This is a genomic window from Micromonospora sp. NPDC049203 (assembly GCF_043197215.1).
Classification (GTDB): Bacteria; Actinomycetota; Actinomycetes; order Mycobacteriales; family Micromonosporaceae; genus Micromonospora.
The window spans coordinates 139,962-155,378 of record NZ_JBICSV010000002.1; the positions used below are offsets into that span (position 1 = coordinate 139,962).

General features: G+C 70.1%; 9 protein-coding genes. 3 read left to right on the forward strand and 6 right to left on the reverse strand.

Annotated elements, in window-relative coordinates; all coding sequences use genetic code 11:
- Nucleotides 1-22 precede the first annotated feature (22 nt).
- The 5 genes from ACGFIA_RS05320 to ACGFIA_RS05340 form a co-directional block, all read right to left on the reverse strand.
- Nucleotides 23-2,986 carry a hypothetical protein gene (locus ACGFIA_RS05320; RefSeq protein WP_393258753.1) on the reverse strand — a complete coding sequence of 988 codons (2,964 nt, stop codon included), beginning with the start codon at nt 2,984-2,986 and terminating at the stop codon, nt 23-25.
- An 89-nt stretch (nt 2,987-3,075) separates the two neighbouring features.
- Entirely contained in the window at nt 3,076-4,254 is a 1,179-nt protein-coding gene (locus tag ACGFIA_RS05325; protein WP_393258755.1) for a hypothetical protein, read from the reverse strand.
- Nucleotides 4,251-7,832: a BREX-2 system adenine-specific DNA-methyltransferase PglX gene (gene pglX, locus ACGFIA_RS05330; protein ID WP_393258757.1), complete on the reverse strand. Its 3,582-nt coding sequence runs from the start codon at nt 7,830-7,832 to the stop codon at nt 4,251-4,253. The genes ACGFIA_RS05325 and pglX overlap by 4 nt, the downstream gene beginning before the upstream one ends.
- 87 nt (nt 7,833-7,919) lie before the next feature.
- A complete protein-coding gene (locus tag ACGFIA_RS05335; RefSeq protein ID WP_393258759.1) occupies nt 7,920-8,783 on the reverse strand; it encodes an alpha/beta fold hydrolase in 864 nt (287 codons plus the stop codon).
- A gap of 58 nt (nt 8,784-8,841) precedes the next feature.
- Nucleotides 8,842-9,081 (reverse strand): winged helix-turn-helix domain-containing protein, encoded by a 240-nt coding sequence (locus ACGFIA_RS05340; protein ID WP_209962198.1) that lies wholly within the window; start codon nt 9,079-9,081, stop codon nt 8,842-8,844.
- 316 nt (nt 9,082-9,397) lie between these two features.
- Here ACGFIA_RS05340 and ACGFIA_RS05345 point away from each other — a divergent pair, with 316 nt between their 5' ends.
- The 3 genes from ACGFIA_RS05345 to ACGFIA_RS05355 are packed head-to-tail and all read left to right on the forward strand — an operon-like array spanning nt 9,398 to nt 10,987.
- A complete protein-coding gene (locus ACGFIA_RS05345) occupies nt 9,398-9,673 on the forward strand; it encodes a DivIVA domain-containing protein (RefSeq protein WP_393258761.1) in 276 nt (91 codons plus the stop codon).
- Between the two features lie 2 nt (nt 9,674-9,675).
- A complete protein-coding gene (locus tag ACGFIA_RS05350) occupies nt 9,676-10,011 on the forward strand; it encodes a hypothetical protein (protein WP_393258763.1) in 336 nt (111 codons plus the stop codon).
- Nucleotides 9,989-10,987: an ADP-ribosylglycohydrolase family protein gene (locus ACGFIA_RS05355; RefSeq protein WP_393258765.1), complete on the forward strand. Its 999-nt coding sequence runs from the start codon at nt 9,989-9,991 to the stop codon at nt 10,985-10,987. Before ACGFIA_RS05350 ends, ACGFIA_RS05355 begins: the two co-directional genes overlap by 23 nt.
- A 15-nt stretch (nt 10,988-11,002) precedes the next feature.
- Here ACGFIA_RS05355 and pglW read toward each other — a convergent pair whose 3' ends face one another.
- Nucleotides 11,003-15,400, reverse strand: coding sequence for a BREX system serine/threonine kinase PglW (gene pglW / locus ACGFIA_RS05360; RefSeq protein ID WP_393258767.1), 4,398 nt, complete (start codon nt 15,398-15,400; stop codon nt 11,003-11,005).
- Nucleotides 15,401-15,417 lie beyond the last annotated feature (17 nt).

A 15,417-nucleotide genomic window follows, 5' to 3' on the forward strand; every position in this document is an offset into this window, starting at 1 on the left:
GTTCTCGTCGTAGAAAGACTTCTCAACGCTTCTTCTCGTGAGGCCCCACGTAGGTGTGCGTGTCGGGCAGCTCGCGCTCCACGATCTGAAAGGAGCGCGCCGCTTCCTTGAATGCCTCGATCCGCTCTTCGGAAGCCTTCGCCCCAGGCGGGAGCCGTCGCAGGTGACCTGGCACTTTGAAGCCTCTCCGGTGCGGATGCCACTCAGTGGGCGTGGTCCGGTGCGTCTCCACGGCTTCCACTCGTGGGACGTACCGCAGCAGCGAAATGCGGTGTCGGTCCGGCTGAGGCGGGTACCAGGGCCGCCCACTGCCGTCCAGGCTGCCCTGCACGCGCTGAATACGACCGGAACGCAGCAGTTGGTCGACGGCGCTGCCGATGCGGCTCGCACGGTGGCGCGAGAGCCCGAGAGCGAGACAGTTGCGCACGAGTGCCTCCTCGACCAGCGTGGCGGTGCCGTCCACGCTCAGATAGCCGAGCTTCCGCAGGGTGCGGAGGACCCAGCTCGCATCGGACAGGTCCGGAACCTCCCGATCCTGGTCGAAGCCAGGGGCACTCTCCCGGGTCACCACCTGGGCGTCGTATCGATGCAGGAACTCGACGCCGTCAACCTGCTCCGGCTGCGGTAGCAGGGCCGTGCGCGCCTTGATCATCGAACCGCCCGGCCGCCGGCGGAAGGTGACGATGACACCCGGTGCGAGGCCGCGGGGCCAGCGAATGTCGCCGAGTTCCCACTGTCCGCCACGGCGGCGCACGGTCACCTCCTGGACCTGGCCGACCGACGGGCGCTGCGTCTCCTCGTGGTCTATCCGCAGGCGTAGTTGTCCCTCCTGCCATGACTCCCCCGTGCGTGGTTCGGGCAGCGCACACCATCCGCCGGCGATGTGCATCCGATACAGAGCGGTACGCCACGCCAGCTCGTGCGGACGGGACGGCCCGTTCTCCTGCGCCGGCAGCCACCAGGCGTGGTCGCTCTCCTCGTCCGGGCTGGTGGGCTTGTAGCCGACGCCCCTGCCGACGTTGCGAGCGATCATGTCGAGGTCGACGCGCACACGGCCCTTTGCGCCCCGGCCCCCGTCTGCGGAGAGCGCGAGCGCGGCAAGGTGGCCGGCGGTCTCGGCACCACGGTGTGGACGCGGGCACAGGTCGGCGTGGACAGAGATGTGCTGACGGAACGACGCCACATCGACGAGAAGTTCGACTGTGTCGTCCGACAGCGAGAATCCCGGATCCGGCGGAACGGTGCCGGTCCGTAGGACGAGCTGCACGTAGGCGACCGCTTCGGGGTCCCGGGAGACCAGATGTACGCGCGGCTGGTTCTCGCCGATCTCGAGAGCGGCTCGGCAGACGGCCTGGACCGACGCGTCCTGCGGGTTCGCCGCAGCGCCGACGCCGGTGTGCATCTCGCCGGCTTCCGTCACCCAGGCGTAGCCGAACCGTGGTGTGTCAGGCACCGTGTGCGTCTCCACCACCGCGAGCTCGGCCAGCGTCTCCGGTGCAAGCCGCTCCCGTGCTGCTGAGCAGACGAACGCGGTCGGGTTGTCGCCGGCAGCGGACACCGGGCCAGCCACCTGCTGTCTCAGCTCCGCGATGGCCTGGTCGGCCTTGGCCTCGAGCGTCACTTTCGGGGTGGGCACCGTCTCCGCCCGCTGCGGAGTTCGATGCTGCCGTACCCGCTCGGCGACCTCCTGCACGCAGGTGGCGCACGGGTGCGGGTCGTTGACCTTCGCGCACCGGGCACGGTGGTCGGCGCAGGCCGACGCGACCAGTGCGCCGAGTTTCGGGTCGGCGCGGGCGAGCCGGGCCGCGGCCTCGGTGAGACATGCGGCGCGCAGGCGTTGCATGGGAAGGGTCCGGTGGAATCGCACGGCGCGCAGCCGCAGTTCCTTCAGCCTGAGCCCGGACGTGGCCCGACGCGCGCCGGCCCGGGCGACCGCCTGGACGTCTGCCCGCAGACGGTCGGGTCGCACGCCTGCCCTGACGCCTCCGGACGTCTCGAACTCGGCCGCGCTCTGGTCGCGGGCCGCCCTGATGTGGGAGTACACCTGGCCGGAGTGGGTGTGCCACCGTTCGACAACGGCGGGGTGGCCGAGGAAACCGTTCGGCCGGGTGCCGTAGGCGTCAGCGTGCAACACCCGCAGGAACGCGTGAGCGTCCATTCGCCGCAGTTCCCGCACCGGGGGCGGCAAGGCCCCTTCCGCGTACGCCGGGTCGAGCCGGCTGTCCGCGAGCCAGGCCCAGTATCCACTGGTCGGCACGTCGAGCGCACCGAGCTGCAATCCGCGCCGTCGAAGAACGGCGGCCAGGGCCTGCCGGAACGCCTCGCCGCCGACCTGCTGCATCACCATCGCGGCAAGATGGTCCGGTGCCTTCGATGCCGCGCGGACGGCAGCCAGCCGCGTCTCGTACCGCTTGTGCAGCCGCTGGAGCGCGACGCCGCGCTCGGCGGCGAGAATTCCCGCGACGCGGGCGAACCGATGGTGGGATCGGTGGTCGAATTCGACCTGCGCCACCAGGGCGTCGCCCTCGGCCAGCAGTTCCGCATAGCGCAGGGCGACGGCTGTCTCGTTCTCGTCAGCCAGCGCGGTTAATGCCGTGCGGTCGGCCTTCGTGAGCCCGCGCTCACCCTCCTCGGCCCGGATCCGCAGCAGCTTCGCCAGCTCGACGATGTTCTTGCGCAGTTGATCGGCACGGCTTCCCCGGGCAACACCCACCGAGGCGGGCACTTGCGTCGGCGCGGCGGAAGCCGGACCATGCGTCGCGAGCGGGGCAGCCGACGCCTGCTCCTTCGACAGAAGGCCGTAGCAGCCGTTGCAGAGCAGCGACGACCAATTCCCGGCAACGACGCAGACCAGCCGGGACGTCTTCTCCCGGTCGCAGCGCGTACAGCGGAACGCGACGCGGTCCTGGAGCCGGAACTGTTGCAGCCGCCCGCGAGCCGGAAGGGCCGTGCTGACCCTCCACCCGAACGGCAGAGCCGCGTTCATCGCTCCTCCCCGGGAGAGTGATCAGACACGTCGAGATCGCATGATCCAATCTCAGCGAGTGACACGAGTCGGCCCTTCCGGCGTGATTCTCAGGTCAACCAGTTCGGCAGGTCATCTTCGGCGAGCAGAACGACATCGCTGTCATCGCAGGTACCCCACCATGCGTGGTCGCGGTATTGCGACACCAGCAGTACGGCAGTGACCGGCACGTCGAGCATGGCCAAGCGATGGCGGTATTCCAGAACCTGACCGAGGCCGAACCGAAGCTGTTCGCTTTCGTTGCCGACCGTCGTGCTCTTCACCTCGGCGATGAACTGTCGATCCTGACCATCCAGCCAGGCCAGATCCACCGGTACGCCGTGCAGGCCAGCGCCCGCTGTCAGCCCTCGCAGTCGCAGATGCCCGATCAGGACCTGACAGAGCCGGTCGTGTTCCCGAACACCGGCCAGGTAGGCGCCGGCGTCGTACGACCGCTGCTCCGGCACCCGTGACGGTGCCGTGGCCGGTGTGTACGGATCGTCGAACCCCTGGTGGGTGGCGGGGGATCCGGCCTGTACAGCGGACCAGACCGCACACCAGATCTCGCTCGCCTGCCATGCCTTCGTCGCGTAGTCACGCCGGTACTTGCGCTTGAAGGGGTATCGCTTTGTGGACAGGCCGGCGCCGAGCATGCGAAGACTGGCCATGACCGGCCGCTGCAGCAGGAGCCCGAGCGCCGTGCTGAGGTCCGGGCAGGTGAGCAGGATCTTGTCCTCCTCGAAGGTCACCGTCGGGTCGTCGGTAAGTTCGATCCCCTGCTCGGGCCAGTCGTTCTCGACGTCCAGCATGCCGGCATCGGCTGCGATTTCGAGCGGCAGCTTGGCCAGCCGGAGCCGTACCTCTCCCCCGTCCTCCGGGAGGCGGAGAAGTTCCAGCGGTCCGACGACCAGCCGCAGCAACGGGCCTTCACCGAGATCGAACCTGGACACATGCCAGTGCTGACCCGCGGTGGACAACGCCTCGGGTACCGCCATCCGGATCACGAAGCCCACCAGTGCCCAGGACATCAGCCGGGTGGCGTTCATCTGCTTCTGCCAGGCCGGGGCGATGTCCGCCGGAGCTGGTTCGCGGGGAGCCGGGACGGGATCGGCGAAGACCCAGTCGGCGACCGTTGCCGGTTCGGTCAGGTGCCACAGCCTGGACTGCATACGGCCCGTCAGCCACCACTCGACGTGGGCAACGTCCTCGGGGAGCCACCACGTCGTCTCCGCCTGGGCAGTCGAGCTCACTGCTTGGCCTTACGGCCACGGGTGGCCTTGGGCGGGCGCCACGAGCTGAGCGCCTCGTCGGTGAGGTGCAGCCGGTTGGTGGTCTCGGCGAGGAACCCGGCGTAGATGTCGGCGGGCGAGGACCCCCATTCCGGGTCGAACTCGCCGTGCCACTGGCGTACCCAGGGAAGGATCTCGCGCAACCCCGCGACCAGCGGCAACAGCCGGTCGGCGGCCCAGCCGTCCTCCTGCTCGCGGGCGACGATCAGGGTGGCGAGGGCCTGGGCCTGCTCGCGGTGGTCCCAGCCGGCCCAGCCGACCAGCAGCGACGGGTCACCGTCGCGGCCGGCGCCGGGGTACGAGACGAAGCGTTCCTTGGGTACGTCGAGCTTGCCCCGGTGCTTCCAGTAGCTGCCCTTGAGGAAGTCCGCCGAGGTGTACTTCGGCGGCACCGGGATCTGCTTGCGGAACTCCCGCTTCGCGGCCTCGTCGGGCAGGGCGTCCTCGGCCCGCTGAAGGTCCCACACCTGCTCCCAGTCGGCCCGCTTGGCGAGCCCGGACTCCTTGTAGCGCAGCGCGGCCAGGTGCGGCACGTGCTCGTCGGCGACCAGGTCGGCGATCACCTTGCCGAGATCCTGGCCGGGCGCGTAGAGGCCCGCGACGGTGAGCACGTCGGCGTCGCGGCGCAGCTCGTCGGCGAGCTGCGCGGTGGTCAGCGGGCGCGGCTGCTCAACCCCGTCGACGTGGTGGTACCACAGCTCACGTGCCTCGCACCGGTCCAGCAGCCAGTCGCGCAGCGCCTTGCGCTGCATCACCTCCCAGCCGTCGGTGGCCCACCGCCGCTTGCACTCCGGCCGTTCGATCAGCCCGATGTTGCGGTTGCCCTCGATGACCGCGATCCGCCGCTCCACGATTGCCCGGTACTCGTCCGACCAGTGCGCCGGCAGCTCGGTGATCGGCTTCGACCCGTGCCGGGCGAACCACTGCGTCTCCAGGCCCTCGTCGCGCATCTTGCGGGCGAGCACGATCTCGAACGCCCGCTCCCCCAGCGCCAGCATCGGCGGCCGGACGCTCTCCGGCGCGGTCAGGTCGTCGTCCAGCAGCCCGTAGAGCGAGTAGACCTGCCAGTCCAACTCCTCCTGCAAGCCGATCATCGCGCCGCGAACGTAGTGCCACTCGTAGGCGGCGGCGTCCAGCCGCTCGCGGGTCGGCACCCCGGCGGCGGCGACCGCCGCCGGGGCCACCGTGGCGAGCCGCTGCGCCAGGCCGTCGATCTCCCGGCTCAGATCAAGGGGGTACGCGGACGGCAGCGGAAACCGCTGTACGTTCGTGCCGTTGAATTGGTAGAACCGTTCCCACTCCTGGCTCTTAAAGCCCTCGTTCACGCCTTGGCTGCCCTTATTGTGGCACACCTGTTTCAACCAGAAGCAGGCGGTAGAACTGTTGAGCAAACCAAGCAGGCGCAGATGGTCATCCCCCGATGCGTTCTCCGGCAGCTTGATCACCGGCGCGGTCTGCTTGAAGACCTTTCCACCTCGATCCAGCACGAAGTGGTTATGCGTCGCTACCTCCCCGAAGGAGATCGACCACTCGTGCGTGCCCTCATCCTTCGGAATCTGGTGCCACGAGTGCCAGGCTTTCTCAGCCTGGAAATAGGTGAGGCGGTCAAATGTTGCCCGACTGCCGAGCACCGTGCGCCATGACCAGATCCACCGACCAGTCCCGCTCTCGATCGACAAGGGACGGACTGCTTTAGCGTCATCGTATGGGTAGAAAACTAGGCCTCCGTCCTCAGCCCTCCAATCGCGCACGTCCTCGCCTGCTGCAACGTCGCGGAAGTAGTGCGACTCCAGCCTGACTCGAAGCGGCGCTCGCTGCGGCATCAGCATCACATCGTCAGCGTGCGTCATACCTACGAAACCGATGCGTACGACATCTGCTCCAAGCTTGGGGCCGTTGACCTCAATCGCTTCCTGCAATCCGGAGGCGCCGCCGCCAGCCAAGCTCCAAGGGTGTGCGTTGAAGAACGGACGAGTGACGTTATCGACGCTGACCCACTGACTTTCAGAGCCGGGCCGTTCAATTTGCTCGGTGATCGCCCGCCAGACAAGGCCCTCGCTCGGGTTGGCGGGCGCACCCGGCTCTCCGCGGACGCCCATAACCGTACGGACGATACCCGCCCGACTGCGGTTGGTGTTGCGACCGATCAGGATGACGGTCGGCGTGCCGTGACCGGGTATGTAGGCGCCCGAAGTGTCGATAACGTGGGTCAACTCAACCTCGACCGCAAACGTCTTCTCGATGAGCCTCTTGCCGAACTCACGCTTCATGAACGAGTTGGCCGTGATCTGCCCAACGTGCCCGGCGCTCTTGCCGTCGCCGTCGCCCGGCTTGGCGAGTTGAAAGAAGCGCTGCGCGAAGGGCACCGACAGGGCGTACTCGCGATAGCAGGCGTCGTACATCTCGCGGTATGCCTCGTTGAGGCCCTTGTCCTTCACGGTGATGTAGGGCGGGTTGCCGACCACGACGTGATAGCGGCCAGGGCTCAAAATTCCCCCGTGCTCCTGCACGTCCTCGGTGGCGTAGGCGAACTCGGTCATCGGGTCGCCGCCGAACAGCGTGCCCGCACGGTGCTTGATCAGCGCGTCACCGACCGCCAGGTGCATCGGCAAGGTGTAGCCAGCCGAGTCGGCATGGGTCTTGACGTCGCTGGCGCGCAGGGCGGCGACCAAAAGGCGGAAGCGCGCGATGGCTACCGCGAACGGGTTGATGTCAACGCCGTGAACGGCGTCGAGCGCGAGGCGTACCCGCTCGTGGGGGTCACGGTTGGGAGCGTGCTGCTCCCACTCCTTCAACAGGCGGTGGAACGCGCCCAGGACGAAGTGGCCCGAGCCGCAGGTCGGGTCGATCATCTTGACCACGTCGTGGCCGAACTCGTCGATCGCCGGGGTGAGCGTCAGGTCTAGGATGAACTCCTCGACGAACTCGGGGGTCTGGAGCAGCGCGTACGTCTTGCGGGCCGCCTCGGACAGGTCCTGGTAGAGGTCACCGAGGAAGCGGGTGTCCCACTCAGGGTCGGTAAAGTCGTGGACCAGGCCGCCGGTCTCGCCGCGCCGACGCCAGAAGGCGATCAGGTTCTTCGCCTCGTCGTGGGACGTCGGGATCTGGTAGAGCGGGTTGTGCCGCCTGTCGAACAGTGACTTCCCGGCCTGGGTATCGGCGATGGCGTCGAAGCCCTGGTGCAGCCAGTCGCGCAGCGTCTTGTCCGGCTGGTCGCGGAAGAAATGCGCCTCGGCCTCCTCGGCGAGGACCAGGCGGTCCCCCGGCCCGGCGAGGTAGGGGTCGGGCAGCAGGCCGTTGTCCTCGCAGAAGCGTACGAACACGGTGCCGAGCACCCAGGCGACGGCAGCCTGCGTGACGCGCTCGTCACGCCAGGCCGCCCAGGTGGCGGCAGTGCGCCCGACCTTGAAAGCGTGGTCGTACTCGCCACGCAGCTTGAGGCGCACCTCCTCGACCGATTCGGCCTGCTCCCGCAGGTCCTTTTCCAGGTTCTTGACCTGCTTCTGCAGGTCGGACAAGAGCAGCTTCCGGTCGATCACGCGAAGACTCTAGCCGTCCCGTCGACGGGACGGGGGCAGCCGTAAGTACCGATATCATCGACAGGCCGCTACCGATGGGTCCCGCGTTCAGGTTTCGGACGCCGGCTCACATCGTCGCGTCGAGGAAGGTCGCCACGGCCCGACGGAAGTCGCATGGATTCTCGACCCATGGCAGGTGGCCGGCTCCGGTGAGGCTGACCCGCTCGCAGTTCGGCAACGCCTTCCCAGCGAATCGACACCCCAGCGAGGGCGGATGTCCTCGGGGCCGTCGATGATCAGCACGGGCAGGTCGAGCGTGCGGCACCGCGCCGCGATCCCGGATGTGCGGAGTTCCTGCTTGACCTCGGCGTTGACGGCCCGGTTGCAGTCGCCGTTGATTCCCAGCCACGGCGTGGCCATGTCCTCGGCGTGCGACATGGCAACGTCGGGGTCGGCGAAGTCGGCCGACCACTGCAGGACCGCCCGCTCGCGTTCCTCCGCCGGGGTGCGGGCGCGAACGCCCAGCGCCTCCCATCGGTCCAGGTGGGGTCCGAGCCGCCGCCGGAGATTGCGTTCGTAGTGCGGATGCCAGCCGCGTTCGGCGTCGATTCCGGTACCGGAGACGTATATGAGGTGACTGACCCGTTCCGGGTGCTCGATCGCGTACCGCTGCGCCAGGTGTGCGCCCCACGAGTGGCCCAGCACCGCCGTTCGCGGCCCGGCCAGGTGTTCGCGTACCGCATCAAGGTCGGCGACGAAGCGGCCGACGGAGTACGGACCGCGCCGCTCGGAGCGTCCGCAACCACGCTGGTCCCACCGGATGACACGGACGTGCCGGTCGAGCAGTCGGGCGACCGGGCCGAGGTAGTCCCAGAGCCCCGGACCGCCGTGACAGAGCACCAGCGGCGACCCGACGCCGGCCTGCTCCGCCCACAGGCGACAACCGTCTTCGGTACGCACCTCAGCAGCCATCGCCGACAGTATGGCGAGTCGCGCGCCGACCGGGTGGGTTCCGCTGGACTGACGCCGGTCACGGCTCTCTCATCCAGGTCTTCGGGTCGGTCACGAAGATGCCCTTGCCCTGGTGACGCCGAATAACGCCGAGCGCCTCCAGCCGGACGTAGACCATCTGAATGGTCGATGTACCGACCTTGTAGTCCGCTGCCATCTGCGCGATCGACGGCAGCTTGTCTTCTGGCTTGAGCCGCCTGCTCCGAACAGCAGCAATGATGTCGTCGGAGATGCGGATGTAGTCGGGTGTCGTAGGCATGGCGCTCCTTGCGTGGCACGCCAATTCGATCACGAAACGCCCATGAACGACAACAATCAGTGGTTGACTTAAACGGCTAAGCCGTTAGTGTTGCTACCGGGCCGCTCCTCGCGTGGCAACGAGTTCGGCTCATCCCCCGGTCGGGGCGGGTGCGCGTACCCGTCCCGACCCTCCGGACTGCTCCGCCTCCGTACCGCCGATCTGGGCTGCGGGGACGGAGCGGGCGGGCCGCCCGCGGCCGGCCTGCGGACGGCCCGCCCTTCCAGACCCACCGCACCGACCCGCCGCGTCTCCGCCCACCTCGGAAAGGACCGACGTGACGCAGTATCGATCCGGCCGGGTCTACCTGACCGGCCTACCGGCCCGGATGACCCCGCACGAGGTGCGCACCCATGCCTTCGACGCCCGCAGGCCGGGCGTCGACCCCGATCAGGTACGCGAGTTCCAGACTCAGGTCGCCGACGAGCTGACCGAGCTGCACCGGCAGGTACGCCTGCTCGCGCAGGAGAACGACAGGCTGAAGCGCGCCCTGCGGGACTGGCAGACCATGCACGCCCGGGAGTGCCGCCCGCCGAACGACGGCCTCTGGTAGCGGTGCGCCCGCAACCCGGCGACCTGCTACGGGTCGACGGCCGCGCGTCGGTGCAGTTCGGCGGCGGCCGCGCGCTGACGTTCCGGGTCGTGTCGGTCGGCCCGGAGGTGCCGCACACCGACTGGATCTGGCTGACCGGCTACGTGCTCAACCGTCGAGGCACCGCGACTGTCAAGCGGGAAATCTTCGTCCAGGCGACCGGCCTACGTCGTCATGTCGACATCCCGACCCCGGGCCGCGCTCGCGCCGCCCGCCCCTATGCTGCTCGGAATGACCAGGGTGACGGCGGAGCAGCTCGCCACGGCGAGGGGCTGCGTGCTCGGGCTGATGCTCGGTGACGCGGTGGGCGTGACTGGCGGCCATCTGCCGGCCGAGGGCCTGTTACGGGCGACGAGCGCCGGCCAACTCGCCTGCTTCACCATCGAGGGCATCATCCGCGCCGACGTCCGGGGAACACACAAGGGAATCTGCCATCCGCCCAGCGTCGTGTGGCACGCCTACACGCGCTGGGCATCGGTGCAGGGCATCCCTGGGATCGAGCGCTGGCGGGAAGAAGACTGGCCGGACGGCTGGCTCGCGCAGGTGCCGGCGTTGAGTGTTCACCGCGGGTCCGCTCCGGCCACCGTCTCCGCTCTGCAGGTCCAGCCGGTACTGGACCCCGACAAGGACCGCGTCTGGACCAGCGTGGGGGCACACGGGCTCACCCGCACCCTGCCCGCCGGCCTGGTCGAATGGTGGCATCCGGAGCCTGGCCGGTTCGCTGCGGAGTTGGCGGCCACCACGCACGGTCCCGAGGCGGTGGACGCCGCCGCACTGGGCGCGACGATGATCAGCGCGGTGGCCAAGGGCCACGGTGTCGAGGAGTCGGTGGAGCGGGCGCAACAGGAGTGTCAGAGTTTCCTCCGGGTGCTGACCGGTCGGCCGCTCACCGAGGCGGCGCAAGCAGCTCGGGAGCATCCGCGTGACCCGGAGGCACTGACACGGCTCGTCCCCGACGGCCGCGCGCTGTCAGCGCTCGCGGGAGCCGTCTACGTCGCCCTGTCGTTCCCCGACCGGGGGCAACTGCACGACGCCCTGCTGTTCGCCGCCTCCGCACCGCACGGTCGCCATGCGGCAGCGACCGTAGGAGCGCTGCTCGGCGCGCGGCACGGCGCGAACGCGCTCCCGGTCGGACCGGTGTCCCGACTGGAACTGGCCTGGGTCGCCGATGTGCTGGCACGTGACCTGCTCGCCGAGTTCGTTGACAGGCCGTCCGGCACCGAGTACACCACCGGAAGTGACCCGGACTGGTGGGACCGCTACCCCGGCTGGTGACCGCAATCGCCCGCTTCAGGCCACCGCCGTGCTGCGGTGGGCGTTGACGACCCAGGCGTCCGGCAGTCCGATCCACTCGTTGTCGCCCACCCGCACCACAGCACCGTCGAGCTTCGGCAGCGTCGCCGGGTCGTCCATCGGGCACAGCACCCACAGGGCACCCACCCCGCGCGCCGCGTCGGCCAGCTCGTGCAACCCGTCCATCGCCCGGTAGCGGGCCAGCACCGCCGCGTCGTGCAGCAGCACCGGCCCGGCGTCGGCGCGCAACTGCGCGCGCAGACGCGGCAGGACGAGCCGCCACGCCTGCTCCACGTACTCACCGAGCTTGATGGCGGCCCGCGAGTTCTCCGGCGCGTTGTCCGCGCCCACCACCGTCTCCCAGGTGGGCTTCGGCCGGGCGTCGACCAGGCCGCGCAGTTCCCGTACGAACTCGGCGGCCACGCTGATGGGCCGGGCGTCGAAGCGGCGGACCAACTCGTTGCGGGCCGGCGCGGCGCGGTTGAGGCGTACCGTCAGGGCCCGGAACCCGCCGGCGGACCGCGCGCCGGTCAGGCGTTCCTCGGCGCGCATCGCCTGGGCCAGCTCCGGTGACTCGGCCGCCCACCGGCTCGGCAGGGCGCTCGCCGACGAGTGCCGCTGAATGATCGACATCGACGACGAGCCGGTGCGGGGTCGCGGCACGAACCGGTCCCCGACGCGGCGCAGGTCGAAACCCGCCTCGGTGAGGAGGCTGTCCAGCCTGTGGTCCATCGGCAGGGGGTCCAGCTCCGGGAAGCGCGCCGAGACGCGCTGCTGCACCTGCTCGGGACTCAGGGCCCGCTGGTTGCCGGCGCCGGGGGACACCACGCCGGCCTGGGCGAGCCGCAGCGCGCGTACCGGGTCGAGGTCGCGCGGGTACAGCTCCAGCCGCGCGGTGGCGGCGGCGCGCTCCGACGCCACGGCGGCGAGCTGCACCCGTCGCCGCTCGTCGATCACGTCGGCGGCACCGCCGGGAGCGGTCACCGTGGCGAGGGTACGCATCACGGTGGCGGCGCTGGGCAGCACCTCGCTGGCCGCGAGCCGGTCGGCGGCCTTGCCCAGCGCGTCCGCGTAGTCCAGCAGGGCCGGTGCCGCCGGAGTGTCCGGGGCGTCGTCGTCACCGGCCTCCAACGCGACGAGCAAACGGTCGCCGCGCGGGTGCGGCCGGCCGTCGACGTCGGCGCGGCCGTGCCGACGCAGCAGGAGACGGGGCTCCTCCTCCAGGGCGTCGATCTCGACCGCGGCGCGCACCGCGGCCACCGCTATCGCCAGCCGCAGCGCGTGGCCGGTGCGGACCGAACCGCGGCTGGTCAGCAGCGCCGCCGCCAGCTCGCCGACGCCCATCACCCGGCCGCCGTCGCGCAGCAGCTCCACCACCTGGGTACGCACGCTGCGCACCACCGGCAGGTCGTGCCAGCGCTTGCGCTGCTTGCCGAGGATCTGCGCGATGCGGCCGGGGGTCACCCCGACGGCGGTGGCCACCAACGGCTGCTGCGGCCAGAGCGGCAGCGCGGACAGCGTGCCGGTGGCGTCGGGCAGGTTCAGCAGCAGCCGCGTCGCCTCGATCTCGGCGGTGTTGCGGCCGTTGGACGCGGGCACGAGCAGCGTCGCGATCGCGTCGAGCCCCACCCGCACCAGGTCGGCGCCGCCGCCGGTGGTCTCGGTGGCGGCCTCCGCACCGGCGGCCCGCCGCGCGGCCGGCGACGTCGGGATGGTCTCCCGCTCCCCCAGCCGGTGACGCCACTCCTTGACCCGCCGCTGCAGCTCCTTGCGCGTCTTCGCGCCGAGGCCGGGAAGCGTGGCGAAGGTGTTGTTGCCCACCGCGAGCAGCTCGCCGACGGTGGTCGCCTCCACCCGGTGCGCGGCCGACACCGCCCGAGGGGTGAGCCCGGCCGCCTCCAGGACGGTCGCCCGCGTCGCCTTCGCCGCGGCTTCCTCACGGACCTGCTCGGCGAGCTGCTCGTCCGGCTCCTCGGTCTCCGTCTCCGGATGCTCGGAGCCGACCGGGGTGCTCGCATCGGAGCGGCGGAACACCTGCTGCCAGGCGTCGCGCAAGTCCTTCAGCGAGCCGAAGCGGCGACGGTGGTCGCGGTGCAGTGCCTGCTGGAAGAACTCCACCAGACCGTCGCGCACCGCCGGGTCGAACGCCTCGACCGCGAGCACCGCAGGGCCCTCGGTGAGCTGCGGCTCGGTGCCCCCGTCGCCCCACACCGGCAGCTCACCGGAGGCCATTTCGTGCAGGGTGACCGCGAGCGCGTACCACTCGGCGTGCTTGTCGTAGACCTGCCGGTTCGCCGCACCGAGGAACGGGTCCAGATAGCGGGGTGTGCCGGCGGACAGCTCCTTGACCGAGACCCCGGCCAGCGAGAAGTCGAAGAGCACGAGCTGGCGGGTGCGGTTCGGCCGGATCCGCACCGCGATGTTGTCCGGCTTGATGTCCCGGTGGTAGACGCCCTCGCCCTCCAGGTAGTCGAGCGCGCCGAACAGGTAGTCGCTGTAGGTCTCCAGCTCGTCGACGGTGAGCCGGCCCTCGTCGCGGAGCTTGCGGGCCAGGGTCAGCTCACCCGCGTGCTCCAGCACCACCACGGTGCGGTCGGCGATGCGCAGGGGCTCGGGCCGGGCCAGGCGGATCACCCGGGAATCCGTCAGCGGGCCGAGCACCTTCGCCTCGTGGGCGAGCCGGGCGGCCTTTTCGTCGGACAGGCCGACCTTGAGCACCTCGTCGCGGCCGGTGCGCTCGTTGCGGGCCAGAAACGCCCTGCAGGTCGAGCCGGTGCCGAGCTGCTTGCGGATCGTCCACTCGCCGACCCGGTCGCCGCCGCGCGCCTCCAGTGGGTCGATCTGCGCCGTCTCCGAGTCGTCCGGCGGCGGGGCGGTCAGCTCGTTCTCGACCTCCTCCAGCATCTCCACGAAGTCGGCGACCGTGGTGAGACGCTGCGCCGGCACCGGGGCGGTGGCCGCCTGGACCAGCTCGTCGGCGAACTCGCTTATCGCGTCGGTCTCCGACGACGGACGCAGGCCGTTGTCGCGGGCCAGGCGGGACAGCAATTCCTGGCGCTTCGCCGCCGGCGGCCGGCCGGTGAGGATCAGATAGGCGAGCGCGCCAAGCCCGAACACGTCCATAGCGATCGGGTCGGGTCGTGGCGCGCTCAGCTCGGGCGCGAGGTACGCCTCCGCCGACAGCTCGATGTGTGCCGCCGCGTGCGAGGAAAGAGTCACCGGATCGCCGCTGCTGCCCGCGTTGGTGTCCACCGCCCGGGTCGCGGCCTGCCAGTCACTGATCTGGAGCTGAGGCGTGAGCCACGCCTCCTCCTCGCTGCCCCCGCGTCGCCGCCGGCCCGGCACGACCAGCACACTGCGGGCGGAGAGCGCACGGTGATGCAGGTGACGCCGGTGCGCGTACGCGATCGCGTCGGCGAGCTGGCGCACCATGGCCACCCGGGTCAGCGGGTCGAGCCGGTCACCGTACTGCGCGACGTAGTGGTCGAGCCGGACGGCCCGCGGATCGTGCCGGAAGATCAGCGCTGGACCCGCCTCGTGCGACTCCAGCGAGTCGACCTGCACGATCCCCGGATGGTTGATGCCGTGCAGCACCGTCATCTCACGCCGGGCCGCCCGCTCGATGCTGGCCCGGTCGGCCTGCACGGCGTTGCGTTCCACCAGGTAGATGCGGATGCGCCGGTGCTCGCGCTCCAGCTCCCGGTGCCGCGCGTTGTGGTCCTGCCAGGTCGGGCCGAGGTCGTACGGCCGCGACTCCAGCTCCCACGCCCCGACCTGGTAGTGCTTGCGGCTGCGCGCCACGCCCACCGCTTCGAGCAGAGCGGGCAGGGCCGCGGAGAGCTCCTTGCTGACCCGCTGCCGCTCGTCCTGCGGCGGACGTTGCAGAAGCGTGCTGATGGAGGGCAGCGGGCCCGGCTGATGACCCGGAGCCGGCTCCGGGCCGTAGACGCCGTGCAGATGGTGCTCGGACAGCGCGATGTGCAGGCCGGGCTTGGACAGGAACACCGCCGCCTGCACGAACGGCACCCGGATCGGGGCGCCCGGGCGGCGGCCGGCGGCGGCCTGGAGCAGGCTCTTGAGCTTCTTGGCCTTCTGATCGGCCAGGTGCAGGGGGTTGTCGAAGGTCCGGGTGCGGCTAGGGCTGGTCTGAATCCAGTTCGAGCCGCTGGAGGCCAGCCGGCCAGTCAGGCTCTTGATCTCGATCAGGTAGAGACCGCCGGGCCCGGCCACCAGGAGATCCACCTCGTAGGGGTGCCCGGTCTGGGCGGTGAAGGTGAAGTTCGACCAGGCACGGTAGGGCTCGGTGTCCGGCAGCAAGGCCTGGACGTGCGCCAGCGCCTCCCGCTCGTGCGCGAACTGCGACGGCGTGATCGTCGTCCACCGGCCTTCCTGCATGCCGGAGATCCTAGGCC